This window comes from Arsenicibacter sp. R0_47, assembly GCF_057652235.1.
Window position 1 is genome coordinate 122,663 of record NZ_JBYFCJ010000014.1, and the last position, 24,412, is coordinate 147,074.

A 24,412-nucleotide genomic window follows, 5' to 3' on the forward strand; every position below is an offset into this window, starting at 1 on the left:
GGGGGGGTTTCTTGGGGGTCGGGTTGGGGGTGTTGTGGATTGGGGGTTGGGGGGGCCCGACTCAAAGGCGCGCCACCACTGTTTTGGGCCGCACCGGTTAACTATCCTTTCCTGTCCCGTCAGGGACCAAACAGCGCAGCGTCGGTAGATGTCGGTGTCGGTAGAAACCGTATGACCGTATGGGGGGGATCCCGTTCGTGCCGTAGGTACGAAACCGGCTACGATTTGGTATACGCTCCTACGGAGCTGTTGGTTCAGGGTGGTCGTTCGGGGTTTCTGCTGACATCTGACATCTGCCGATATCTACCGACGCTACGCTGTTGCGCTCCTACGGAGCTGTTGGTTTGGGGTTTCTTCTGACATCTGCCGACATCTACCGACGCTGCGCTGTTGCGCTCCTACGGAGCTGTTGGTTTGGGCCTCTGCGTTTTTTCGTCCCGTCAGGGACCAAACAGCGCAGCGTCGGTAGATGTCGGTGTCGGTGTCGGTAGAAACCGTATGACCGCATGGGGCGGTATCCCGTTCGTGCCGTAGGTACGAAACCGGCGCCCTTTAGCGCTTCATGATGCTGATGGCGCAGCCGCCGCCTTTGGCTAGCTTGAGGGTGAGCGTTGTCTGGCTGGTGACCGTCATCTTCTCTACTACATAAGCCGCCGGATTCGTCTTCCAGTCGGCATTGTCGGCGTCGCGGTAAATCGTGGCGTCGTAGGACTGGTCCGGCTCCAGAAAGCTGAGGGCTACCGTTTGCGTCCGGCTGTTTTCGTCGGTGACGGCGCCGATAAACCAGTTGGGCTTGCCTTTGGCCTTCCGCGCAATCGTGACATAATCGCCTGGCTCAGCGGCCAGAATACGCGTATCGTCCCAGTCAACCGGCACATCGCGGATAAACTGAAGCGCATCCAGGTGTGGTTCGTAGTTCTCGGGCAGATCGCCGGCCATTTGCAGCGGACTGTACATCGTTACGTAATCGGCTAGCTGCTTAGCGAGGGTTGTCCGGATTTCCTGTTTACGCGTCGGCTCAAACTGATTGAGTTTGAACCGGAAAAAGCCCGGGGTGTAATCCATCGGCCCACCCATCAGGCGCGTAAACGGCAGAATCGTTTCGTGCTCCGGCACCAGCCCGAGGGTAGGCGCATTATTGAACTCATTCCCGCGGGCCGCTTCACTGGCCAGCCAGTTGGGGTATGTCCGGTGCAGGCCCGTTGGCCGGGCTGATTCGTGGCTGGAAACCATCAGTTTATACTCCGCCGTTTTGGCCGCTACCCACTGGTAATGATTGACCATCCACTGCCCGTCGTGGTGCTCGCCGCGCGGAATGATGCGCCCGACATAGCCCGTTTTGACCGTTTTGATGCCTTTGTCGACCATGTACTGATAGGCCCGGTCCATGCGCCGTTCGTAGTTGGTGACTGACCCCGACGTTTCGTGGTGCATAATCAGCCGGATGCCCTGCCGCTGTGCATAGGCCGTCAGCTCGTCCATGTTGTAGTCATCGTAGGGCGAGACAAAGTCGAAGACGTTTTCCTTCCAGTTACCGAACCAGTCTTCCCAGCCCTGATTCCAGCCTTCGACCAATAGCCCGTCGAAGCCGTTTTTCGCCGCAAAATCAATGTATTTTTTTACGTTCTGGGTGTTTGCCGCGTGTTTGCCGCCTGCCTTCTCCCACGTACCCTTGCCGGTATGCATCTCCCACCAGACACCGATAAACTTCTGGGGTTTGATCCAGGAAACATCGCTGAACGCGGGCGGCGCATTCAGGTTCAGGATCAGTTTCGAGGCCAGCAGGTCGGCCGCCTTGTCGCTGATGACCAGAGTCCGCCACGGCGTTTGGGCGGGTGTCTGTAGATATGCCTTATTCCCGATTACATCCGGCACCAGCGTGGATTGCAGGCGGTAATTTTTCTTGTCGACTTTCAACTGCATCACCGGATAATTCAGTAAAGCGGCTTCGTGGAGGCTGATCCAGACACCCTGCGCCGTTTGCATCAGTAACGGTGTCTGGATAACATCCGGTCCCGCGAGCGACTGCAAGGCAATGTCTTTTTCTTTCCGCGCTGCCGTCAGCGCGTCAATCCGGCTGATAGGCGTTGTGTTGTACAGGTATTCATTGGTATCGTAATCGCCCGGAATCCAGAACGTTTTGTGATCGCCGGTGAGGGAAAACTGCGTTAGTTCATCGGCCACGACAAAGTGGCTCAGGTTGGCCTGTTTCGGGAATTCATACCGGAAACCAAGGCCGTCGTTGAACAGGCGGAACCGCACCAGCACGTCAACCGGTGTGGCAGTCTGCGTCCGGACCGTAACGGCCAGCTCGTGGTGGTGGTCCCTGATCTGACTGACTTCGCCCCAGACGGGTTTCCAGGTTTCATCGTGGCGGGACGAATCGATGCTGACAACCGAAAACCGGGACAGTGTCATGGCCGGTTTACTGAACGTAAAGCCAAGTGTTGATGGCTGAATGACGGGTTTATTTTTGTACGTAAGCTGATACGTGAGCTGGCCCTGCGCGCTGGCCGCTACGGTAAGGCGGAATGTGCGGTCGGGCGATGAGATCACGGCCGTACGCTGTGCGTGGCTCTGCAGGCTGAGCAGCAGGCAGGCTATCCATAAAATTCGTTTCATCGATAAGATAGGTTAAGAGAATCGGCTGAAAGATAACGGATTTGCGGAGAATGGAGAACCGGCTGACAGGAAACCGGTTCTCTTTTTTCGTGTAAAAGGGGCCGGTACGATAGGATTGACGGAGGCAGCTACTTGAGGATCGTTCTGTCTTGCCTAACTTGCCGCTAATCCAACGAAGCCGCACATGCAGACTGAACCACGAAATCCATACAAAGATGTACTATTCGGCGTCGCCATCGGCGATGCGTTAGGTGTTCCGGTCGAGTTTAAAAGCCGCGACGCTATCTGGCGGACACCCGTGCTCGACATGATGGGATATGGCACTTATAACCAGCCGCCCGGCACATTTTCGGACGACAGCACCATGACCTTCTGTCTGGCAGAGGCCTTGACCGGCGACTTTACCCTTGACCGCGTCGCGCAGTATTTTGTCGATTGGGTGCAGCGCAATTACTGGACTGCCCACAACGAGGTGTTCGACATCGGGATTGCTACCCGTCAGGCAATTGACCGGCTGGCCAATGGGGTGCAGCCTGAGCTGGCGGGTGGCATGAGCGTAGACTCAAACGGTAACGGGTCGCTGATGCGGATTTTGCCGCTGCTCTTCTACATTGCCGAAATGCCGGCCGAAGCGCGTTTCCGGCTTACAAAGCAGGTGTCTTCCATCACCCATGCGCATATCCGGTCGGTGATTGCCTGCTTTTACTACCTCGAACACGCCCGCTTACTGCTGAAAGGCAACGACAGGTTTACGGCTTACCGGACGCTGCAAACAGCATTGCCGCCCTTTTTTCAGTCCCTTTCCATAAATCCCAAAGAAATCGCCATGCTCGACCGGTTGTTGAAAGGCGACATTGAGCAGCAACCGGAGGCTGATATTTTTAGCAGCGGTTATGTGATTCATACCCTTGAAGCCAGCATCTGGTGTTTGTTGACAACAACTTCCTATCGAGAGGCAACCTTGAAGGCGGTCAATCTGGGCTTCGATACGGATACTACGGGAGCCGTCACGGGCGGACTTGCCGGGCTACTGTATGGGTTTGCTACTATCCCGCCGGAATGGGTTGCGCAGCTGGCCCGGAAAAACGACATCGACGAGCTGGCGGACCGCATGCAGGCAAGGTTGGGTTAAATCAATGACGTTTTCCTTTTTGACTACCGGTTGCACATCCGCAGACGTTACCTTTGCGCCATGAAACCGGTAGGCTGCCTGTTGATGGGACTTTATTTGCTGATGCTTTCGGTGCTCCCCTGCGCCGACGGGGCATTGCATGTAAAGGTATCTGCCAGCCTGCCTGCGCAGATTATGCCCGACGGGCACGACCATGACCAGCATCAGGCGGCCGGTGACCTTTGTTCGCCCCTGTGTACCTGTGCGTGCTGCGGAACAATCATTCTCCCGCTGACCTTATTTGCCTTTACCTGCATGCCGCCCGCTGCTCCGGTTCATCAAGTGCCGGTTACGGGCACTGCGGCGCTCCCGGATGTTGCCTTATCCCTCTGGCAACCACCCAAAATCAGCTAAGACAGGATTAGTGTGCCCATACAAATCCGTAACCAGACCGGTTACGGCTCAAACGGGCGTGTGTCTCATTCGTTATCTTAGCCCATTCCCATCATGCTGGATGCTGTCATCCGCTATTCCATTCAGAATAAGCTCATTATCGGGGTACTTACGCTGGCGCTGGTGATCTGGGGGAGTTATTCACTTTCCCGCTTACCGATTGACGCCCTGCCTGATATTACGAATAATCAGGTGCAGGTAATCACCCAAAGTCCGGCTCTTTCGGCACTCGATGTCGAACGGCTGATTAGTTTTCCGGTCGAACAGGCAATGGCGACGTTGCCGGACCTAGTCGAAGTACGGTCGATTTCCCGCTTCGGGCTGTCGGTCGTAACCATTGTTTTTGACGATGACGTTGATGTGTATTTTGCCCGTCAGCAGGTGTTTGAACGGGTACAACAGGTGCGTTCGCAGATTCCGGAGCAGGCCGGTATGCCTGAATTATCGCCGGTAACGACGGGTCTTGGTGAAATTTACCAGTATGTCCTCAAGGCAAAACCCGGCTACGAAAAACAGTACACGCCCATGGAACTCCGTTCCATTCAGGACTGGATTGTCCGCCGGCAATTGCTGGGGACCAAAGGCGTGGCGGATGTCAGCAGCTTTGGCGGTCTGCTGAAACAATACGAGGTGGCCGTTGATCCGCAGCGGCTTCGCTCGGCGGGTGTATCGATGGACGAACTCTTTACGGCCCTCTCAAAAAACAATCAGAATGCGGGCGGGGCTTATATCGACCGGCGTCCGAATGCGTGGTTTATCCGGTCGGAGGGGTTGATTAAATCGCTGGATGACATCGGCAAAATTGTTGTTAAACGAACCCCCGGCGGCATGCCGGTCCATGTCCGGGATGTGGCGCAGGTACAGTTCGGCCACGCCATCCGGTACGGCGCTATGACACGGAACGGCGACGGCGAAGTTGTCGGGGCTATTGTGATGATGCTCAAAGGCGAAAACTCGTCGGAGGTGATCGGCAATGTCAAGGCCCGGATTGCCCAGATCCGTAAATCCCTGCCCGAAGGCGTTGAGATTCATGCGTTTCTGGATCGTACCAAACTCGTCAACCGCGCCATCGGTACCGTTGGGCGGAACCTCATTGAAGGCGCTTTGATTGTGGTCTTTGTGCTGGTGCTGATGCTGGGCAACTGGCGGGCGGGTCTGATTGTGGCTTCGGTGATTCCGCTGGCCATGCTGTTTGCCGTCTCGCTGATGAACGTTTTCGGCGTCTCCGGCAACCTCATGAGCCTCGGTGCCATCGACTTCGGCCTCATCGTCGACGGCGCCGTCATCATCGTCGAAGCCACACTCCATCACTTGAAAGACCGGGCCGTCGTACGGCGAAAGGAAGAAAGAGTGAAAGAGCTGGCTACGCAAGGCGTGGTCAGGGATCACTCAATCACTCATTCGCTCAATCACTCATTGAGTCCTTCTGAAATAGACGAAGACGTCTATCACGCGGCGAGCCGGATACGGTCGTCGGCGGCGTTTGGTGAGATCATTATTCTGATTGTCTATCTGCCGTTGCTGGCGCTGGTGGGCATTGAAGGAAAAATGTTCCGCCCGATGGCCCAGACGGTGGCCTTTGCTATTTTCGGGGCATTTGTGCTGTCGCTGACATACGTGCCCATGCTCTCTGCACTGCTGCTGGGCCGGGAACCGGATAAAAAGACCGTTTCTGACCGGATAATGGACTTTTTTCATCGTCTGTATGAACCGGTGATCCGGTGGGCGCTCGGGCATCGGAACCTGGTGGCCACGCTTGCCGCCGGACTGCTGGCAGGCGCGCTCTTCGTGTTCAGCCGGTTGGGAGGCGAGTTTATCCCGCAACTGGACGAAGGCGATTTTGCCGTCGAAACGCGGGTGATGACCGGTTCGTCGCTGGCGCAGTCGAGTGATGCGTCACTGAAAGCGGGCCGCGTGCTGACCGAACACTTTCCGGAAGTGATTGAAACCATCGGCAAGACCGGGGCAGGCGAAATCCCGACCGATCCGATGCCGATTGAAGCCACCGACCTGATGGTGATTCTGAAGGACCGGAGCGAGTGGACCTCGGCCGGTAGCCGCGAAGAGCTGATGGAAAAAATGGCGGCAAAATTAAAGCAGGTGCCGGGTGTGAGCTTTGGCTTTCTGCAACCCATTCAGATGCGGTTCAGCGAGCTGATTTCGGGCGTGAAGCAGGATATTGCCGTTAAACTCTACGGCGAAGACCTGACTACGCTGGCCGACTATGCCGCCCGCATCGGCCGGATTGCCGGAACCGTTGAGGGAGCTACTGACCTCTACGTTGAACAGGTGTCGGGCCTGCCGCAGATTGTTGTCAGGTTCGACCGTGATGCACTGGCCCGGTTCGACCTGTCGATTGAGGAAGCCAACCGGTATTTGCAGGCGGCTTTTGCGGGCGCTCCGGCGGGGCAGGTATATGAGGGCGAACGCCGGTTTGATCTGGTGGTGCGGTTGCAGGAAAAAAACAGGCAACGTCTGGAAGATGTTCAGAATCTGCTGATCACAACCGTTGACGGACAGGCAATTCCGTTGAGTCAGATTGCACAGGTGTCGTTTCAGAACAGCATCAATCAGGTACAGCGCGACGATGCCAAACGGCGGATTACGGTAGCGTTCAACGTGCGGGGGCGCGATGTCGAAAGCGTGGTGACCGAACTACAGCAGAAAATCGCCGGTCAGCTGACGTTACCTGCCGGGTATTACGTGACCTACGGAGGGCAGTTTCAGAATTTACAGGAAGCCAAAGACCGGCTGAGTGTAGCCGTACCGGTAGCGCTCGGGCTGATCTTTCTGCTGCTCTTTCTGACATTCCGCTCGGTGCGGCAAAGCCTGCTGATTTTTACGTCGATTCCGCTGGCGGCCATCGGTGGTGTGGCGGCCTTGTGGGTCCGGGACATGCCCTTCAGTATTTCAGCAGGGGTCGGCTTTATTGCCTTGTTCGGGGTCGCTGTACTGAATGGTATTGTGCTGATGGGGGAATTCAACCACCTGAAAGCCAATACGGATCTGACCCTTACCGAACGGATCCTGCAAGGGACGGCCAACCGGCTGCGCCCCGTTCTGATGACGGCACTCGTCGCCTCGCTGGGTTTTCTGCCCATGGCGCTGGCAACAACCGCCGGTGCCGAAGTACAGCGTCCGCTGGCGACCGTCGTCATCGGCGGCCTGATCTCGGCTACGCTCCTGACACTGCTGGTATTACCCTGCCTGTACTGGTGGGAGCAATCAACCGGAACATCCGAATCCCCAACCTCTGAAACGACTATCCAATCATGAAATATATACTGTATGTAATGCTGGCCGGGCTGCTGATCTGCCCGGGTTGCCAGTCTGACCAGAAAACAGAACAAGGGCACACTGCCGGAGAACCGGCGGAACACAAACAGGCTCCCGCCGATCTGGTGGCGATGACAGCCGATCAGCAGCATATCGGCGGGGTCGAACTGGGGGCTGTCAGCTACCGTAGCCTGGGGCAGCTGCTACAGGTCAACGGCCGGCTGGCTGTGCCGCCCCAGAGTCAGCTGACGATTTCTGCGCTTCAGGGTGGTTTTGTGCGCCGGATAGCCCTGCTGCCGGGGCAGCCTGTACGCAAAGGACAGGTGCTGGCCTTGATTGAAAACCCGGACCTGATTCAGTTACAGCAGGAGTACGCCGAAAACCACAGCCGCCTGACCTATCTGGAGGCCGAATATGCCCGTCAGCAGGAGCTCAGCAGGGAAAATGTGAGCGCCATGAAGGTGTTGCAGCAGACACGGGCCGATTTGCAGGCAACCAAAGCAACGGTAACGGGGCTTGGCCAGCGGATTCAGCTGGTTGGCTTATCGGTGCAGCAGGTGTTGCAGGGGAAGTTCAGCGCGGTCTATGCAGTGGTAGCGCCGGCTTCGGGGGCGGTTACGTCAGTTTTAGTCACAGCTGGCCAACACGTTCAGCCTGCCGATGTTATAGCACAGGTACTGAGCCGTGACGGGCTGTATGCCGAACTGACGGTTTTCGAAAAAGATGTGCCGGCACTGCGCGAAGGGCAGCGGATTCGTATGCAACTGGCAAACGAAAACGGCCGTGAGCGGACAGGGCAGATAACGTACATTAATCCGGTGGTAGACGAGCATCGGGCAGCCCGCATCGTGGCCCGGCTTGATCAGCAGGATGGCCGGTTAATGCCCAATACGTTCCTGAAAGCAACGCTTGATCTTGGCAACAGCCGCGTAACGGCCTTGCCCGAAGAAGCGATTGTGTCGCTGGAAGGCAAAGAGTACATTTTTATCGCCACGGATGAGAAAATGCCGGAGGCCCATGCGCATGAACATGAGGAATCGGCCGGAAAGCATGAGGAACACGACGAACACGACGAAGCGCATCAGACGTTCCGGCGCGTACCCGTTCGCCGGGGCGTTACCGAAAGCGGTTTTTCGCAGGTTATTCTGCCCGCCGCCATTGACGTGCGCAAAACGCGGGTGGTCCTCAAAGGCGCCTATACACTCCTGTCAATGCTCAAAGCCGCAGGCGGCGAAGAAGAGGGCCACGCGCATTAATCCGTACCGGGTGGTACCATACATGATTTAATAACAACGGTTTATGAATAGTAATAGAACGAATAAATCCGGTGAAAAAGATACGCCGACAGACCATGATCACGAAGAGTACGATCATGACCACAACCACGATCATGGCCATACCCATGAGCACGGCGGTATTTTCGGACCCAATACCGAATTGATTTTTGCCGGTTTATGTGCGCTAAGTCTGGCTATTGGTTTCGGCCTTTCAGTTGCCGGCGGCATACCGGCCTGGGTCAGTCTGGCACTGTATGGACTGGCCTACTTTTTCGGCGGGTTTTTCACAGCGAAGGAAGCGGTTGAAGCCATCCGGCAGGGCAAATTTGAGATTGATTTTCTGATGCTGGTGGCCGCAGCAGGGGCCGGAGCGCTGGGTGAGTGGGCCGAAGGAGCGTTGCTGCTGGCCTTGTTCAGCATTGGCCACGCGCTGGAACATTATGCCATGAACCGGGCCCGTAAGTCGATTGCGGCCCTTGCCGATCTGAGCGCTAAAACGGCCACGGTCCGGCGCAACGGCACGACAACCGAGGTGGATGCCGGTACCTTGCAGGCGGGCGATGTGATCGTGGTGAAACCAAACAGCAAAATTGCCGCTGACGGGGTGGTTATCAACGGGACCGGTTCCGTTAATCAGGCGCCGATTACCGGCGAAAGCGTGCCGGTCGATAAGCAGCCGGTTCCGGAGGGACAAATGGACTGGAACAAGGCAAAGCCCGAAAACCGCGTTTTTGCCGGGACCATCAACGGCACGTCGGTACTTGAGGTATATGTCACAAAAGCCGCCGGCGACTCAACCTTGTCGCGGCTGATTAAGCTGGTAAATGAAGCCGAATCGCAGCAGTCACCGACGCAGCAGTTTACGGATCGCTTCGAAAAGTGGTTTGTGCCGGCCGTGCTCATTCTGGTGGTTGCCCTTTGTTTCGCTTTTCTGGTGATTGACGAACCGTTTTCGGTCAGTTTTTACCGGGCCATGTCGGTGCTGGTGGCTGCCAGTCCGTGTGCGCTGGCCATTGCGACACCCTCAGCCGTGCTGAGCGGCGTGGCCCGTGCTGCCCGCGACGGTGTGCTCATCAAGGGTGGCCGCCCGCTGGAAGACCTGGGGGAGCTTACTGCTCTGGCCTTCGATAAAACCGGCACCCTCACGCAGGGCAAACCGACGTTGCAGAAAGTGGTCCCCTTGTCCGGCGATGAAATTACGCTGCTGGCGCTGGCGGCGGCGGTCGAGGGGCTGAGCGATCACCCGCTGGCGGCGGCCATTGTGAAGGGAAGTATGGAGCGATTGGGTACTCATCCCTTGCCGGAAGCCGTGAACCTGAAGGCACTGACCGGCCGTGGCGTACAGGCCGAGGTAAACAATGAACCCGTTTTTATCGGAAATAAAGCCCTGTTTGACGAGCAGCAGACACTGACCGGTGAGGTACGCCAAAAGGCTGATGCACTGGAAGCAGACGGGTATACCGCCATGATCGTCCGGAAAGGCGATGTATTTGTGGGTATGCTGGGAGTGATGGATACGCCCCGCCCCGAAGCAAAAGCAACGCTGACGGCCCTGAAACAGGCCGGTATCCGCCGGATGGTGATGCTCACGGGCGATAACCAGCGGGTTGCCACTGCCATTGCCACCGAAGTCGGGTTGACGGACGCTTTCGGTGATTTGCTGCCCGAAGCCAAGGTACAGGCGGTAACCGAACTGCGGCAGCAGGAAGGGAAGGTCGCCATGATCGGCGATGGTGTAAACGATGCGCCTGCGATGGCGAAAAGTACCGTCGGCATAGCGATGGGGGCCGCCGGATCGGATGTGGCCCTGGAAACCGCCGACATTGCGCTGATGGGGGATCAATTAGACAAACTGCCGTTTGCCATTGGCCTGAGCCGGTCGGCGCGTCAGATTATTAAGCAAAATCTGATTATCAGTCTGGGCATGGTGGTGATCCTGATTCCGCTGACGATTCTGGGCATTGCGCGGATTGGTCCGGCGGTCATTGCTCATGAGGGCTCAACGCTGGTCGTGGTGTTCAATGCGCTGCGGCTGCTGGCGTATAAAAAATAAAGGCTTTCTAAACTCCCCGGAAGTTCAAAACTTCCGGGGAGTTCGCTGATTTTCAGACATGAACCCAAACCCCATTGCCATACAGCGGCTGCACAGCCAGCAACTGACAGCGTCCGGCCGGACATCCGCTTCTGATGTAGTACGCTGGATGGGAGCCATGCAGGCGCAGGATTATGACATGGCTAAATGGGGCATCGGAGTTCGGCTACCCGGCAGCACCGAGGCACAGATTGAGGCCGCGCTCAACCGGGGCGACATTGTCCGGACGCACATCCTGCGGCCAACCTGGCATTTTGTCGCGGCCGAAGATATTTACTGGATGCTCGACCTGACGGCGCCGCATGTCAAACGGGCGCTGGCCGGGTACCTGCGCAGGCAGGAACTGGATGAACCCGTTCTACAGAAAAGCGGCAGCATCATTGAGCACGCCCTCGACGGGCAACAGTACCTGACGCGCGAGGAAATCAGGACGCTGCTGCAACAGGCGGGTGTTCCGACCAACGATCTCCGGTCGGCAAACATCATGTTCTGGGCTGAGCTGAACGGGCTGGTCTGCAACGGGCCGCGCCGTGGTAAAGTCCAGACATACGGGCTGTTGCGGGAGCGCGTACCGGTAGTGAAGCGGCTGGACCGTGACGAAGCCCTCGGCGAACTGGCGGCGCGGTATTTTACCAGCCACGGACCGGCTTCGCTCCGTGATTTCGTGTGGTGGTCAGGGCTGGGCGTGACCGATGCCCGCAAAGCCATACAGCTGGCAGGAGCCGCCCTGGCGTCACGGACTATCGGGGATATCGTTTACTGGATGAGTCCCGAAGGCCTTGATAAACAGTCATTAGCCGGTCAGCTTGTTCATTTTCTGCCCGCCTTTGACGAGTTCATGGTCAGCTACACCGACCGTTCGGCGTCCATAGACCTGAACCATGCCAGACAGGCAATGACCGGCAACGGCATTTTCTGGCCCATCATCGTCGTTGACGGCCAAGTAATTGGTGTCTGGAAGCGGGCGGTTAAGCCTGAGCATGTTCAGCTGGAGCATTCATTTTTTACTGCACAATCAGAAGACCTGATCCGTCAGATTCAGGAGCATAGTACGCCTTACAGTGCGTACTGGCAGTTGCCGGTCCGGTTTAAATAACAGACGGCTTTAACCTTCCAGGAAGTTTTTAACTTCCTGGAAGGTTAAAGCCTGAAACTAATTTTAAGATAACATCCTATAATCTTCGGGGAAAATAGCATACGTGGTAGGGGTTTATTACCATTAATTTTGGGTTTTATGCTATTTGTATTCCCATGTCTTTCGGATCCCGTTTTTTTCGTTTCCTGGCACAAGGGTGCGTTTCAGCGCTGGTAGTGCTGCCGGCCGGTGCACAGACCAAAGCGCTGGTTAATGCATCACAGAGTAAATATGTCCGGCTGCGGGGCGTTGATATGCAGCAGGTTAGCTGGACAACCGGCTTCTGGGCCGATCGTTTCCGCGTATGCCGCGACTCGATGGTGCCGCAACTCTGGAATACCTACACCAGCCCGACAATCAGCCATTCGTTCCGGAATTTTGAGATAGCTGCCGGTCTGGAAAGCGGTAACTTTAAGGGCCCTTCGTTCCACGACGGCGATTTCTACAAAACCCTGGAGTCGATGGCGGGTATGTATGCGCTCACCAAAGACCCGAACATTGAGAAAGAAATGGATCGGGCCATTGCCGTAATCGGTAAGGCGCAGGCCCCGGATGGCTATATCTACACCAAAGCCATTATCCAGCAAAAGAAAACGGGAGATAAGAAGATGTTCGATGATAAGCTCAGCTTTGAGGCGTATAACTTCGGACACCTGATGACGGCTGCCTGCGTCCATTACCGGGCAACCGGAAAAACGACCCTGCTCGAGATTGCCCGCAAGGCCACCGATTTCCTGATTGGTTTTTACAACACGGCGTCGCCGGAGCAGGCGCGGAATGCCATCTGCCCGTCGCACTACATGGGTATTACCGAAATGTACCGGACCACCCGCGACCCGAAATATCTTGCGTTGGCGCAGAAGCTGATTGACATCCGGGGCCTGACCGACGGCACTGACGATAACTCCGACCGCGTTCCGTTCCGGCAGATGAAAAAGGTGATCGGCCACGCCGTACGGGCCAACTACCTGTTTGCGGGGGCGGCCGATGTCTTTGCCGAAACGGGCGACAGCACGTTGTTGTCCACCCTCGACCTGATGTGGGACGACGTTGTGAACCGCAAAATGTACGTAACCGGCGGATGTGGTGCCCTGTACGATGGGGTGTCGCCGGAGGGCACGTCGTATAAGCCCGATACGGTGCAGAAAGTGCATCAGGCCTACGGCAAGGCCTATCAGCTGCCGAACCATTCGGCCCATAACGAAACCTGCGCCAACATCGGCAGCCTGCTCTGGAACTACCGCATGCTCCAGATTACGGGACAGGCCCGCTACGCCGATGTGATGGAACTGGCCTTGTACAACAGCATTTTATCGGGCGTCAGTCTGGACGGAACCCGTTATTTCTATACCAATCCGCTGAGCGCTTCCGACAATTATCCGTATACTCTGCGCTGGATGGGCGGGCGTCAGCCCTACATCCGGCTCTCGAACTGTTGCCCGCCGAATACCGTGCGGACCATTGCCGAGGTAAGCAATTACGCGTACAGCCTGTCCGACCAGGGCGTCTGGCTGAATCTCTACGGAGCCAATACACTGAATACGACGCTGGCCAACGGCGAATCGCTGAGCTTGCGGCAGGAAACCAATTACCCGTGGGATGGACAAATCACGATACGGATTGATAAGGTTCCGGCCGGTCAGTTCGGCGTATTTGTCCGGATTCCGGGATGGTGCAGGGGCGCGGCGGTCAAAGTCAATGGTACAGCGGTGGCTGGTGCGATAAAAGCGGGCGAATATTTTGCCATCCACCGGAGCTGGAAGGCAGGCGACCGGGTAGACCTGGACCTGCCGATGCCGGTGGCCCTGCTCGAATCGAATCCGCTTGTGGAAGAAACCCGCAATCAGGTAGCGGTAAAGCGTGGCCCTGTGGTCTACTGCCTCGAATCGGTCGATAATCCGGCGGTAAAAGTCCGTGATCTGGCTTTATCGCTGAAATCCGGATTAAAACCGCAGCCAATGACGATCAATCAAACACCGCTGATGGCCTTAACGGGCACTGCTGCCGTATTGACTAAAACGGACTGGAGTAACCAATTGTACCGTGAAGTAGCTGCCGGTGCACCTGCCCAAACGCAGGTTCGCCTGATCCCGTACTTTGCGTGGGCGAACCGTGGTAAATCGGAAATGGAAGTCTGGATTCCGCTCGTACGCTGATCGCTCCGGCCTAACCAAGAACTGTTATGAATGCAACGAAAGGATTTATTCCGGTAATGCTTACACCCTTCCACGAGGACGGGGCCATCGACTATAAGGCGCTGACCGCCCTGACCGAATTCTATCTGGAGTCGGGCTCGGCCGGCTTGTTTGCCAATTGTTTGTCGAGTGAGATGTTCGAACTGACCGAAGCGGAGCGGCTGCAGATCATCCGGCATGTGTTGTCGGTGTCGGGCGGGCAGGTACCGGTGGTGGCCACGGGAACCTTTGGCGGCCCCATTGCCCAACAGGCTGAATTTGTCCGCAAAGTGGCTGATCTGGGTGTCGATGCCGTGATCCTGATAACGGGCTTACTGGCCGCGCAGCAGGATACGGATGCCGTTTTTGAAGACAACGTTTTTCAGTTACTCGATCAGACCGGGGATGTGCCGGTTGGCTTCTATGAATGTCCCGTACCGTATAAACGCCTGATTACCCCGCGCCAGCTGGGTCAGTTTGTGGATACAGGGCGGGTGATTTACCATAAGGATACCTGTCTGGATATCAGTCTGATCCGTGAGAAACTGGCGCTGGCGAAGAATCCGGCATTCGGGTTGTATGATGCCTATATGGTGCATGCCGTGGAGTCGCTGAAAGCAGGGGCCGCCGGTTTATCGTGCATTCAGGGCAATTTCTTTCCGGAGCTGATTGTGTGGCTATGCGACCATTACGATCAGGAAGGGCTGAGCGGGGAAGTGGCCCGTGTGCAGCAGTTTATGATCGACAGCATGGACGTGATTCACGACGTGTATCCGACCGTATCAAAGTATTTCCTGCAACAGCGCGGTTTTGCGTTATCGACCTATACCCGCCGCGACGTGGGTACGTTTACGCCTGCTGTTCAGGCCCGTGTTGATCAGCTGCTGCTTGATTTCAACGCCCTGAAGGAAAGCATTCAGCTGGAACTGGCTATTTAATTTTATTGAGGTATTTCCGTTTATACTCCAACGGGGTCAGACCGGTAACTTTTTTAAAGTGCCGGTAAAAGTTCGAGACGTTGTTAAACCCGCACTCGAAGCAAATGACCTCCGTTGGGGTTTTTGTTTCCACGAGCGCCCGGCACGCGTGGCTGATCCGGATCTCAATCAGAAAGTCATAATACGACTTGTTGGTCATGAGTTTAAAATACCGGCAGAACGAGGTGACACTCAGGTTGCTGATCGACGAAATTTCTTCGAGCGTAATGTCTTTTTTGTAGTTCGACAGTGTGTAGTTGCACACCTTGTTGAGCCGGATAGTATCGGCTTCGTTGGATTGGTAAAAAACGTGCTGTCCCGTAACGATTGTGCTGTAGTCATCGGTTTCGGCCAGCGTTTTCAGGATCGACAGCAGCAGAATGATGCGGTCGAGGTTGGTTGCCGTTAGGGAGGCGCTCATGAGTGCGGCCAGTTTGTCCCGTGTTTCACCGGTAATGACCATACCGCTTTTGGCCTTCTCAAATAATTTCGGAATCAGGTAGGCTTCGGGTAGTTTCAGCATGTCCTCGCCCAGACAGTTGGGCAGAAACTGAATCACAATCACCTCCACATTCAGGTCCGGATTCCCCTGAAAATACGCATCGGCACTTCGCCAGGTATGCGGTAGATTCTCGCCGACCAGCACAATTTCCCCGTGTGAAAAGTTGCTGATCTTATCACCGATAAACCGGACGCCTTCTCCCTTCAGAATGTAATGCAGCTCCAGCTCGGGGTGGTAATGCCAGATGTTTTTAAAGTGCGGCAACGCATCGTGTCGCACCGTAAATGAGCTTTCATGCTTAACGGTTAATTTACGGAATAAGGGCTTCATACTGGCTTAGGGGTAAAAGACAGACTCGATTCTATTATCTTGTACAAGTGTGTAAAATCAATTCCGGCTGTCAAAATTCATACATTTTACCTGAAATATACTCACTTTTAATGCGGATTTACAGTGGCAATAAAGAGTGAATATTGGCAAGTTGTTGATTTTCAGTAAGTATTGTCGGTGTCTTGCGGGTCTGGACCGTTATGATTACCGGAAGACATTAAATATGAATCTAAAGGCCCGGAGTAGTACAAATATAATAATCTAAATGACGGCTATGGTAATTTCCTATAATAAATTGATAAAAACTTGTATTAATCTCGGTTCTAATAAGTTGAAATTTGTACTGTATTGTAGAAAAATAGTGTTTAACGGTGAAGAAATCCTGTCTGTTGCTTATTTTTTGCCTGTTGGCCCTTACCGTTTCGGCTCAGACAACCGATGCTGAGAAGGAAGCGGCCTACGCAAAAGTGCTTGATTCCCGCTCGAATAAAATTGTCGCCACCTTAGGAATCGGTGATTCTGCGACGTACAAGGCAGTTAAACAAGTCATCGTCGGTCAGTACCGTGCGCTGAACACCCTGCATGATGCACACAAAGCCGCGCAGAAAAACGTGAAGGAAACGTATGCATCAGACAAGGAGCAGCTGGACAGTAACCTGAAGCGGCTGGACGAAACGCTGGATCAGCAGTTGAGCCGGCAGCACAGCAGCTACCTCACCCAACTTGGTGCGCGTTTATCGCCGGTTCAGATTGAGCAGGTCAAAGACGGAATGACCTACGGCGTATTGCCCCTTACCTATAAGGGCTATCAGGACATGCTGCCCGACCTGACCGACGCACAGAAAAGCCATATTCTGGCTTTATTAACCGAAGCCCGCGAGCATGCCATGGACGCCGGATCGTCGGATAAAAAGCATGCCTGGTTCGGGAAGTATAAAGGTAAGATCAATAACTACCTCTCGGCCGCCGGTATCGACATGAAAAAGGCCGGTCAGGAGTGGGAAGCCCGCATCAAAGCCGCCGAAACGGCAACGAAACACGACTAACAGGCCCGCCAGCCTTTCTAATAGTATCAACCAACCTTGTTTCCCGCCGGGAAACACAAACTGCCGACAACTATGAAGTTTTCTTTACCTGCTCATGTAGGCTCAGTCATGAGAGCCCGGATGGCCTGCACTTCGCTCGTACTATCCCTGTTTGTGGTGGGCGGAGCGTATGCAGAGAAAAAGGAACAGCCTGCGGCTTCCCTGCGGGTGAAATCCCGGACAAGCGCAGCCGCCGTTTCGATAACGGGTACCATCAGGGATGCACAGGGTGTACCCGTACCGGGAGCCAATATCCTCGTGAAAGGTACGAAGTCCGGTACGGTAACCGACGCAAAAGGGACTTTCAAACTGGACGTGCCGACGGGTAACGAAATTCTGGTCATCAGCTCGGTAGGGTTTAAATCCAAAGAAGTTCCTGTTGGGGGACAGTCTGTACTGGTTATCCAGCTGGACGACGACGTAGCATCGATCAACGAAGTTGTCGTGGTCGGCTATGGTACTCAGAAAAAAATCAGCCTGACCGGTGCCGTGGCAACGGTTGATATGAAAAATATTCAGGACCTGCCGGTCGGTAGCTTGTCGGCCGCGCTGGTGTCGCAGCTGCCGGGCGTCGGGGTGTCGGGCGGAACAAGCCGTCCCGGCGATAATGCCCAGATTACGGTCCGTAACCCGATCATTCTGTCGAAAGACGGCGGTACGCTGCGGCCGTTGTACGTAATCGACAACGTTGTCCGGACAGAAGAAGATTTTAACCTCCTCGACGTGTCGGAAGTTGAAGCCATCTCGGTATTGAAAGATGCGGCGGCGGCCATTTACGGAGCGCGGTCTAACCAGGGCGTGGTTGTCGTGCAGACGAAGCGCGGTAAGATAGGGGCGCCGAAAATCAGCTACAGCGCCTCATACGGTACATCGGATGCGGCCATGCTGCCGAAAATGATGAACGGCTACCAACTGGCCACCTATACAAACGATTACAACTTTGCCGGTGGTAAAACGCCTACGGATGCGTCGATCTATACGCAGGACGAGCTGGATTACTTTAAGGCCAATAATACCGACTGGCTGAAAACGGCGTGGAAGCCCTCATCTGTGACCCGTCATGCGTTAAACGTAAGCGGTGGTACAGAGCGTGCGACCTATTTCGCCGGTATCTCCTATAACAAGCAGGATGCGAACTTTGATAATATCGATGCGAACAAATGGACGTTCCGGGCCAGCGCGGATGTGCGGGTAGCAAAAGGCCTGAAAGCCGGTATGACCATTGCCGGCGACTTGTATAACAAGCAGATGTATTTTCTGAAGCAGGGGACGGAAAATGTGGAAAAAGATATGCAGAGTTTGCTGTATACAGCTCAGTTTAAACCTGCCTACGTTGATGGACTGCCGGTACTGACAACCGCATCAACGGGTTCATCCAACGAAAACTTCCACTTCTTCGAGGTTCAGCGGTCAGGTAATTACACGACTACCCGTAACACCGGCCTGAACGTAAACCTGAATCTGGACTATGAAGTGCCGTTTGTGAAAGGATTACGGGCGCGGTTGTTGTACAATAAGACAATGGATAACAGCTTCGGTAAGCAGTATGGTACTAAATACAATGTGTACCAAATGAACATGACGGGTACCAACAAGCATATCTATGGCGGCGGGGTGAAAAGTATCGTAACGCTGAACAACGGTGATCGGATCCGGATTACGCCGTCCTATACCGATTCGTATCAGTTGAACGGCTACCTGAACTACGACCGTCAGTTCGGCCGGCATACCATCTCGGCCATTGCCTTCTTCGAGCAGTTAGAGACCTCATCGGACGGTACGGCGGCCATGATTGAAGGCATCATTGCCGGTGGTCTGGATAACATGGGATTCGGTACGGGCACGAACACGGTAAGTGAAACACAGTCGGAGGCAGGGACATTGTCTTATGCAGGGCGTGTTAACTACAACTATGCGAACAAATACCTGGTTGAGTTCTCAATCCGCCGCGATGCATCGACCAACTTTGCGCCGGATAAGCGCTGGGGCACTTTCCCGTCGCTTTCTGCCGGCTGGGTAATTTCAGAAGAACCGTTCTTCCGCAGCCGTGTCCGGTTTATTGACCTGTTAAAAATCCGGGCGTCGATCGGTATGCTGGGTGGTGATGCGACAAAAGCCTACAACTGGCTGTCGAGCTACTCTGTAGCGCAGACGGGTAAGGGTGCTGTATTTGGTGGTAATATGGATCGTACGATCGTTTTTGCTACGAAAAATGCCATGGCTAACCCGAATGCCCGCTGGGATGATAATACAAAGTTCAACGTAGGGCTGGATGCCCAGTTGCTTAATAATCGACTGTCGGTAGGACTGGATGCCTTCTACGATCACCGGTACAACATGCTGACCGCACTAACGTCGTCAGTACCACTGGTAATCGGCGCAACCCTGCCGTCCGAAAACTTTGCGTCGGTAGACGGATTCGGGACAGAATTGTCGCTGGGCTGGAGCAACCGGATTACAAAAGACTGGTCGTACCGGATCAATGGCTTCCTGTCGTGGAGTGATAACAAGCAGCTGAAAGTCGATACCGATAAAGGCTTGATCGGCACTTACCGTGATCCAAACGGAAACTCAACGGATCAGGGCTTTTTAGGCTACCGGTATGCCGGTATGCTGCGGACACAGGCTGACCTGGACGCGCTCCTGGCCAAATATCCGAACTATACCATTGAAGGTACGGCTCCGAAACTGGGTATGCTCTACTACCAGGATGTGCGCGGTCTGAAAGTAATTAACCCTGACGGATCAATTACCTACGGTGCGCCGGACGGCAAGATTACCGAAGAAGATAAAGAGTGGCTGACGAAGAAGAAAGACAACCACTATGGTATTGGTCTGAGCTTCTCAACGACCTACAAGCGCCTGAGCTTCTCATTCACGATGGGTGGTTCGTTTGGCGGACAGGCTTCGGTTGAAAGTGTGGCCCGGGGCTGGAACAATAGTGCTCAGGTAAACGCAATTACGAACCTGCCTGTTTTCCTGACGGATCACTGGACACCGGAAAACCCGAATGCACTGTATGGCAGCCCGTACTACCGTGGCCAGAACCAACTGGATTCTGATTTCTGGTTCCGTAGTTCAACGCAGTTGTCTATCCGGAACGCGAACCTGTCGTATGACCTGTCGCCGAATCTGATCAAGCGCCTCGGCCTGACCAATGCACGGATATTCCTGGTGGCTACGAACCCATTGAACCTGTATAATCCGTACGACTACAAAACGTATTCGGGCAGTTACGATGCATATCCTGTACTGCGGTCATTCTCAGCCGGTCTGAACATTGGTTTATAAGATCACCGTAAAACGTTATTAATTCAGAAACCATGAAAAAGAAATATATCGTTCTGTCGGCGGTTTGCTCAATGCTGGCGCTGTCGGGTTGTCAGGACATACTCGATAAGACAGACCTTGCCTCAGCTGACCCGGATCTGATTTTCCGGGACTCAACGCTGGCTTCTTTAAGCTTAAGCTATATCTACGACCAGAACCTGCCAACCTGGGGCGGGGTAACGATGATCTCCGGGATTGGCGGCAGCAGCTTTACTGATGAATCCTACGGCGAAAGCAAATATCTGGAAGGAACGCTGACAACGGCCGACGTAACCGACTTCGGAACGGCGCTGAGTCCGTCGAACAGCTACGGGAAGATCCGGACCATCAACTCGTTTATTCAGGACATGAAAAACGGATCGATACAGACGGGGGCCCGTAACCGCTTGCTGGCACAGGCGTATTTCTTCCGCGCCTGGCGGTATTTCGAACTGGTAAAACTGTATGGCGGTGTTCCGCTGGTGTTGACCCCGCTGGACGCGGTTGGTGTCGAAGCACGTAACGCCGCTTATATCCCGCGTAACCTGACATCTGAGAACTACAAACAGGTGGTGGCCGATCTGGATTCAGCGATCAAATACCTGCCCGGTAAGTGGCCGAATCCGGCAACTGACTGGGGCCGGCTGACCAAAGGTGCGGCGGCGGCGTTCAAAGGGCGTGCACTGCTGTATGCCGCCAGTCCACAGTTTAATCCCGGCGATGCAACCGATAAGTGGCAGGCAGCCTATGATGCCAACAAACAGGCCTACGATATTCTGGTGGCCAACGGTGCGGCCCTGCACAGCTCATACGACCAGTTGTGGTTCCAGGAGCAAAACAATCCGGAGGCTGTGATGGTGACGGGTTTCAACACATCGACCGGTGATCAGGCAAAGAAAAATAACGGCTATGATAACGCAACACGGCCTAAGTATACCGGAACGGGTGGCGGATCAAACCAGCCATCGTGGGAAATGGTAAAAGCCTATCCGATGCTGGATGGCAAGAAGCCGGGCGAATCTACGAAATACACCTATGCCGATCAGCAGTTCTATAAAAACCGTGATCCGCGTTTCGACAAAACGATTGCCTACAACGGTGCTACATGGCCACTGAATGGTAATGCAAACTTTAAGCTGTGGACATACTATGCCGGTGGTAAAACCGTGGAGGCAACCGCCAGCAACACCGGTTTCTATACCCGTAAAGCCATTAATCCGACCGTGGAAGCCAGCCAGGTGCAGTACTCGGGTACGGACTGGATTGAGATTCGTTTTGCCGAAGTATTGCTGAACCTTGCCGAATCGGCGACCGGTATCGGTAAACTGGACGATGCCTACACGCAGCTGAAAGCCATCCGGAAACGGGCTGGTATCGAGGCCGGTACCGACGGTATGTATGGCCTGAAAGCCAACATGACCCGCGCTGAAATGTTCGACGCCATCATGTACGAGCGTCAGATTGAGTTTGCGTTTGAAGGGAAGCGTTTCTGGGATCTGCGCCGCTGGAAACAAATCGAAAGCGTGCTGAACGGCAAGCGTCGGTCGGGGGTAACGATCAACCTGAAAACAACCGGTGTGCCTGCCGACTTCGCCACCACCCGCGACGGGTTGAAGCTGGACGATGTGTACGCCAACTACTTTACCATTACTGTGAAACAGATGGATACGAAATACGCCATCAACTGGAAGCCGGAATATTATTACTTCCCGATTCCGTTACAGGCGATTGATAACAACCCTAAACTGGTGCAGAACAGTGTCTGGGGCGGTGCATTTGACCCATTGAAATAAGTTTGATTCTGGTATATTCATAACGTTAGACCCCTGCAGCGCTCGCAGCAGGGGTCTTTTTTGTGCGTATTTACCGGAGCGGCGTATCGCGGGAGTCGGCATAAGCCTTATTGAAATCAATTTTCTTTACCTGCGCAGCCACATACTGAATGCCCTGGAAGATGTGCTTCATAAACATCGGGTTTTCGTAATCCGTTTTGGCATGTCCCAATGTCGTACACCACGTATAGCCGCCGTCGTAATTGTAATACCAGACTGACGGATACAAATGCGTAAAGGTGCCGCCGAACGCTTTAACTTTCTCCGGCTCATCACCGTTTAGTGAGGTCAGGTCGTTGGCCATGATGACGGTCGGGCCCGGGTACATTTCTTTGGTGAAGTAAAACTCATCTTCTTTTTCCCACGACTGCGGAATGCCCTGCGTTGACGGGTGCTTCGTGTCGAGTACTTCAATCCGGATTTTCTGAAACTTCGGGTGCCAGACAAATGTGCCGCCAATCATGCGTTTAAACCACGTCCAGTTCCGTTCGGTACCCATTACGGAGTGGATACCCACGAAGCCGCCGCCTGCTTCGATATACCGCCGGAACGCTAGCCGCTGGGTATCGGTGTCAAAGACATCGTTGTTTGTACTGGGAAAAACCAGCAGGGTATATTGCTTCAGGTTGCTTTCGGTGAACACAGCGGGCTGGTCCGACACATCGACCGAAAACCCGTGGTCAGTGCCCAGTTTCTGAAGCGCCTTAACGGCCGACGGGATATTGTCATGGACATAGCCTTTGCCGTTTTTGGTATACACCAGCACCCGCACTTTCTTCCAGTTTACCTGAGCGAAAGCGGGTTGAAACAACAGGAGGGTAAGGAGCAGGAGCGTTAATCGGGTCATGGGAATCAGGAGTTTATGCCACGAAGACACAACGAAAAGAAGAAGCACGAAGCCTGTATGACTAATAAAAAGCCACAAAGACAAAAGGGCTTAAGACTTCGTGTCTCTTTGCGTCTTCCCGTCTTTGTGGCAATGCAATTATGCTTTTAACTGAATTTTCTGCGCGTTTTTCTGGGCTTTCAGCGCCAGTTCGGTGGCCAGCAGGCAGTGTTCCTGCGACATCGCGGTTTCGGTCCGGTTCAGCACGTCATCGACCAGCAACCGGCCAAACGGCAGGTCAACGTCTTTACAATCGATGTAGCGCGTTTCTTTTTGGTCCGTGATAAACAGGTGATTACCACCTTCACGGCCGCCGATGTCGATGTTTTTCCGGATTTCGATAAACCCGTCGGTGCCCAGTACCGTCAACCGGCCATCGCCCCAGGTCTTAAGTCCGTCCGGGGTAAACCAGTCGACGCGGATATAACCCATACCGCCGTTGCCGCGCAGCATCACATCACCGAAATCCTCGAAGTTCGGGTACTGCGGATAGTGCGTATTACCGACCTGCGAGGCTACCACTTCGGCCTGTGTAGAGCCGGTAAACATCAGATACTGGTCAAACTGGTGTGAGGCGATATCGCAGATGATGCCGCCAAACCGTTTTTTGTCGAAAAACCACTCCGGCCGCGTTTTCGGATTCATGCGGTGGGGCCCCAGCCCGATCGTCTGGATTACCTTGCCAATGGCACCGGCCTTGACCAGTTCGACCGCCTTCACGGTAGCCTTATTTTCAAGCCGTTCGCTGTACATGATCGAGTAAATGCGCTTTGTCGCTTTCTGCACCTTGCGCACCTCGGCCAGCTGGTCCAGCGTCGTAATGCCGGGTTTGTCGACCAGGTAATCCTTACCGGCTTTCATAACACGGATGCCCAGCGGCGCACGCTCGTCGGGAATACCGGCGCTGACGATCAGTTGCAGCGACGAATCATTGAGTACTTCGTCTTCGCTGGCCGCGCGTTTGGCTTTCGGGTAGCGTTTGGCAAAGGCGTCGGCCAGGTCGGCTTCCTTCGCATAAAACGAAACCAGCTCGCCGCCACCCCGGATCACGGCTTCAACCTGGCCGTAGATGTGGCCGTGATTCAGTCCGACGGCGGCAAACTTAATGCGCCCGGCTTTCGGAGCCACCAGCGAACCGGCGTCCGGCCGCTCAATACTGATTTTCGGAGCACTCAGTGCCTGCTGCGGCAACGCCCCGTACATGGCCAGACTCGCTGCCGTAGCCATTGATTCCTTTAAAAACTTCCGACGGTTATCCATTACAGTGATTGAGTGATTAAATGATTGAGTGATTGAGTGATTGAATAAAAGGCACAGGCAGGCAGATTCAATCATTCAATCATTCGGCATT

At 54.6% G+C, this 24,412-nt stretch carries 14 protein-coding genes and 1 pseudogene; 11 read left to right on the forward strand and 4 right to left on the reverse strand.

Annotated elements, in window-relative coordinates:
* Nucleotides 1–552: 552 nt before the first annotated feature.
* Entirely contained in the window at nt 553–2,622 is a 2,070-nt protein-coding gene (locus AC23NW_RS21200; protein ID WP_487451846.1) for a glycoside hydrolase family 97 protein, read from the reverse strand.
* A gap of 184 nt (nt 2,623–2,806) precedes the next feature.
* On the opposite strand from AC23NW_RS21200, the gene AC23NW_RS21205 reads away from it, so the two are divergent.
* The 8 genes and pseudogenes from AC23NW_RS21205 to AC23NW_RS21240 all read left to right on the forward strand — a co-directional run bounded on the left by AC23NW_RS21205 (nt 2,807) and on the right by AC23NW_RS21240 (nt 15,078).
* On the forward strand, nt 2,807–3,754 hold the full coding sequence (locus tag AC23NW_RS21205) for an ADP-ribosylglycohydrolase family protein (RefSeq protein WP_487451848.1): 948 nt from the start codon (nt 2,807–2,809) through the stop codon (nt 3,752–3,754).
* A gap of 60 nt (nt 3,755–3,814) precedes the next feature.
* On the forward strand, nt 3,815–4,147 hold the full coding sequence (locus tag AC23NW_RS21210) for a DUF6660 family protein (protein WP_487451850.1): 333 nt from the start codon (nt 3,815–3,817) through the stop codon (nt 4,145–4,147).
* Between the two features lie 93 nt (nt 4,148–4,240).
* Nucleotides 4,241–7,399, forward strand: a pseudogene (locus tag AC23NW_RS21215) (efflux RND transporter permease subunit); the annotation flags it as partial.
* Nucleotides 7,400–7,458: 59 nt separating this feature from the next.
* Nucleotides 7,459–8,718, forward strand: a complete 1,260-nt coding sequence (locus tag AC23NW_RS21220; RefSeq protein WP_487451852.1) for an efflux RND transporter periplasmic adaptor subunit — start codon at nt 7,459–7,461, stop codon at nt 8,716–8,718.
* Between the two features lie 43 nt (nt 8,719–8,761).
* Nucleotides 8,762–10,792 (forward strand): heavy metal translocating P-type ATPase, encoded by a 2,031-nt coding sequence (locus tag AC23NW_RS21225; RefSeq protein ID WP_487451853.1) that lies wholly within the window; start codon nt 8,762–8,764, stop codon nt 10,790–10,792.
* Nucleotides 10,793–10,850: 58 nt separating this feature from the next.
* A complete protein-coding gene (locus AC23NW_RS21230) occupies nt 10,851–11,927 on the forward strand; it encodes a winged helix DNA-binding domain-containing protein (RefSeq protein WP_487451855.1) in 1,077 nt (358 codons plus the stop codon).
* A 155-nt stretch (nt 11,928–12,082) separates the two neighbouring features.
* Nucleotides 12,083–14,122 carry an aceric acid hydrolase gene (locus AC23NW_RS21235; protein ID WP_487451857.1) on the forward strand — a complete coding sequence of 680 codons (2,040 nt, stop codon included), beginning with the start codon at nt 12,083–12,085 and terminating at the stop codon, nt 14,120–14,122.
* Nucleotides 14,123–14,148: 26 nt separating this feature from the next.
* Nucleotides 14,149–15,078 (forward strand): dihydrodipicolinate synthase family protein, encoded by a 930-nt coding sequence (locus AC23NW_RS21240; RefSeq protein ID WP_487451859.1) that lies wholly within the window; start codon nt 14,149–14,151, stop codon nt 15,076–15,078.
* Here AC23NW_RS21240 and AC23NW_RS21245 read toward each other — a convergent pair.
* Entirely contained in the window at nt 15,071–15,949 is an 879-nt protein-coding gene (locus AC23NW_RS21245) for an AraC family transcriptional regulator (RefSeq protein ID WP_487451860.1), read from the reverse strand. The two genes, AC23NW_RS21240 and AC23NW_RS21245, sit on opposite strands and share 8 nt — an antisense overlap.
* A gap of 371 nt (nt 15,950–16,320) precedes the next feature.
* Here AC23NW_RS21245 and AC23NW_RS21250 point away from each other — a divergent pair, with 371 nt between their 5' ends.
* The 3 genes from AC23NW_RS21250 to AC23NW_RS21260 all read left to right on the forward strand — a co-directional run bounded on the left by AC23NW_RS21250 (nt 16,321) and on the right by AC23NW_RS21260 (nt 22,136).
* Complete coding sequence (locus tag AC23NW_RS21250) at nt 16,321–16,995, forward strand: DUF3826 domain-containing protein (RefSeq protein ID WP_487451862.1); 675 nt, start codon at nt 16,321–16,323, stop codon at nt 16,993–16,995.
* 72 nt (nt 16,996–17,067) lie between these two features.
* Nucleotides 17,068–20,325 (forward strand): SusC/RagA family TonB-linked outer membrane protein, encoded by a 3,258-nt coding sequence (locus tag AC23NW_RS21255; protein ID WP_487451863.1) that lies wholly within the window; start codon nt 17,068–17,070, stop codon nt 20,323–20,325.
* Nucleotides 20,326–20,357: 32 nt separating this feature from the next.
* Nucleotides 20,358–22,136 carry a RagB/SusD family nutrient uptake outer membrane protein gene (locus AC23NW_RS21260; protein WP_487451865.1) on the forward strand — a complete coding sequence of 593 codons (1,779 nt, stop codon included), beginning with the start codon at nt 20,358–20,360 and terminating at the stop codon, nt 22,134–22,136.
* A gap of 70 nt (nt 22,137–22,206) precedes the next feature.
* Here AC23NW_RS21260 and AC23NW_RS21265 read toward each other — a convergent pair whose 3' ends face one another.
* Both AC23NW_RS21265 and AC23NW_RS21270 read right to left on the reverse strand, forming a co-directional pair.
* Complete coding sequence (locus tag AC23NW_RS21265) at nt 22,207–23,022, reverse strand: ThuA domain-containing protein (RefSeq protein ID WP_487451867.1); 816 nt, start codon at nt 23,020–23,022, stop codon at nt 22,207–22,209.
* Between the two features lie 138 nt (nt 23,023–23,160).
* Nucleotides 23,161–24,321, reverse strand: a complete 1,161-nt coding sequence (locus AC23NW_RS21270; protein WP_293833064.1) for a Gfo/Idh/MocA family protein — start codon at nt 24,319–24,321, stop codon at nt 23,161–23,163.
* Nucleotides 24,322–24,412 lie beyond the last annotated feature (91 nt).

Excerpts from the sequence above, each read along its gene's own strand:
- AC23NW_RS21220 (WP_487451852.1), top strand. The coding sequence starts at position 7,459 with ATGAAATATATACTGTATGTAATGCTGGCCGGGCTGCTGATCTGCCCG.
- AC23NW_RS21245 (WP_487451860.1), bottom strand. The coding sequence starts at position 15,949 with ATGAAGCCCTTATTCCGTAAATTAACCGTTAAGCATGAAAGCTCATTT.
- AC23NW_RS21270 (WP_293833064.1), bottom strand. The coding sequence starts at position 24,321 with ATGGATAACCGTCGGAAGTTTTTAAAGGAATCAATGGCTACGGCAGCG.
- AC23NW_RS21265 (WP_487451867.1), bottom strand. The coding sequence starts at position 23,022 with ATGACCCGATTAACGCTCCTGCTCCTTACCCTCCTGTTGTTTCAACCC.
- AC23NW_RS21210 (WP_487451850.1), top strand. The coding sequence starts at position 3,815 with ATGAAACCGGTAGGCTGCCTGTTGATGGGACTTTATTTGCTGATGCTT.
- AC23NW_RS21225 (WP_487451853.1), top strand. The coding sequence starts at position 8,762 with ATGAATAGTAATAGAACGAATAAATCCGGTGAAAAAGATACGCCGACA.
- AC23NW_RS21255 (WP_487451863.1), top strand. The coding sequence starts at position 17,068 with ATGAAGTTTTCTTTACCTGCTCATGTAGGCTCAGTCATGAGAGCCCGG.
- AC23NW_RS21205 (WP_487451848.1), top strand. The coding sequence starts at position 2,807 with ATGCAGACTGAACCACGAAATCCATACAAAGATGTACTATTCGGCGTC.
- AC23NW_RS21200 (WP_487451846.1), bottom strand. The coding sequence starts at position 2,622 with ATGAAACGAATTTTATGGATAGCCTGCCTGCTGCTCAGCCTGCAGAGC.
- AC23NW_RS21240 (WP_487451859.1), top strand. The coding sequence starts at position 14,149 with ATGAATGCAACGAAAGGATTTATTCCGGTAATGCTTACACCCTTCCAC.
- AC23NW_RS21260 (WP_487451865.1), top strand. The coding sequence starts at position 20,358 with ATGAAAAAGAAATATATCGTTCTGTCGGCGGTTTGCTCAATGCTGGCG.
- AC23NW_RS21230 (WP_487451855.1), top strand. The coding sequence starts at position 10,851 with ATGAACCCAAACCCCATTGCCATACAGCGGCTGCACAGCCAGCAACTG.
- AC23NW_RS21235 (WP_487451857.1), top strand. The coding sequence starts at position 12,083 with ATGTCTTTCGGATCCCGTTTTTTTCGTTTCCTGGCACAAGGGTGCGTT.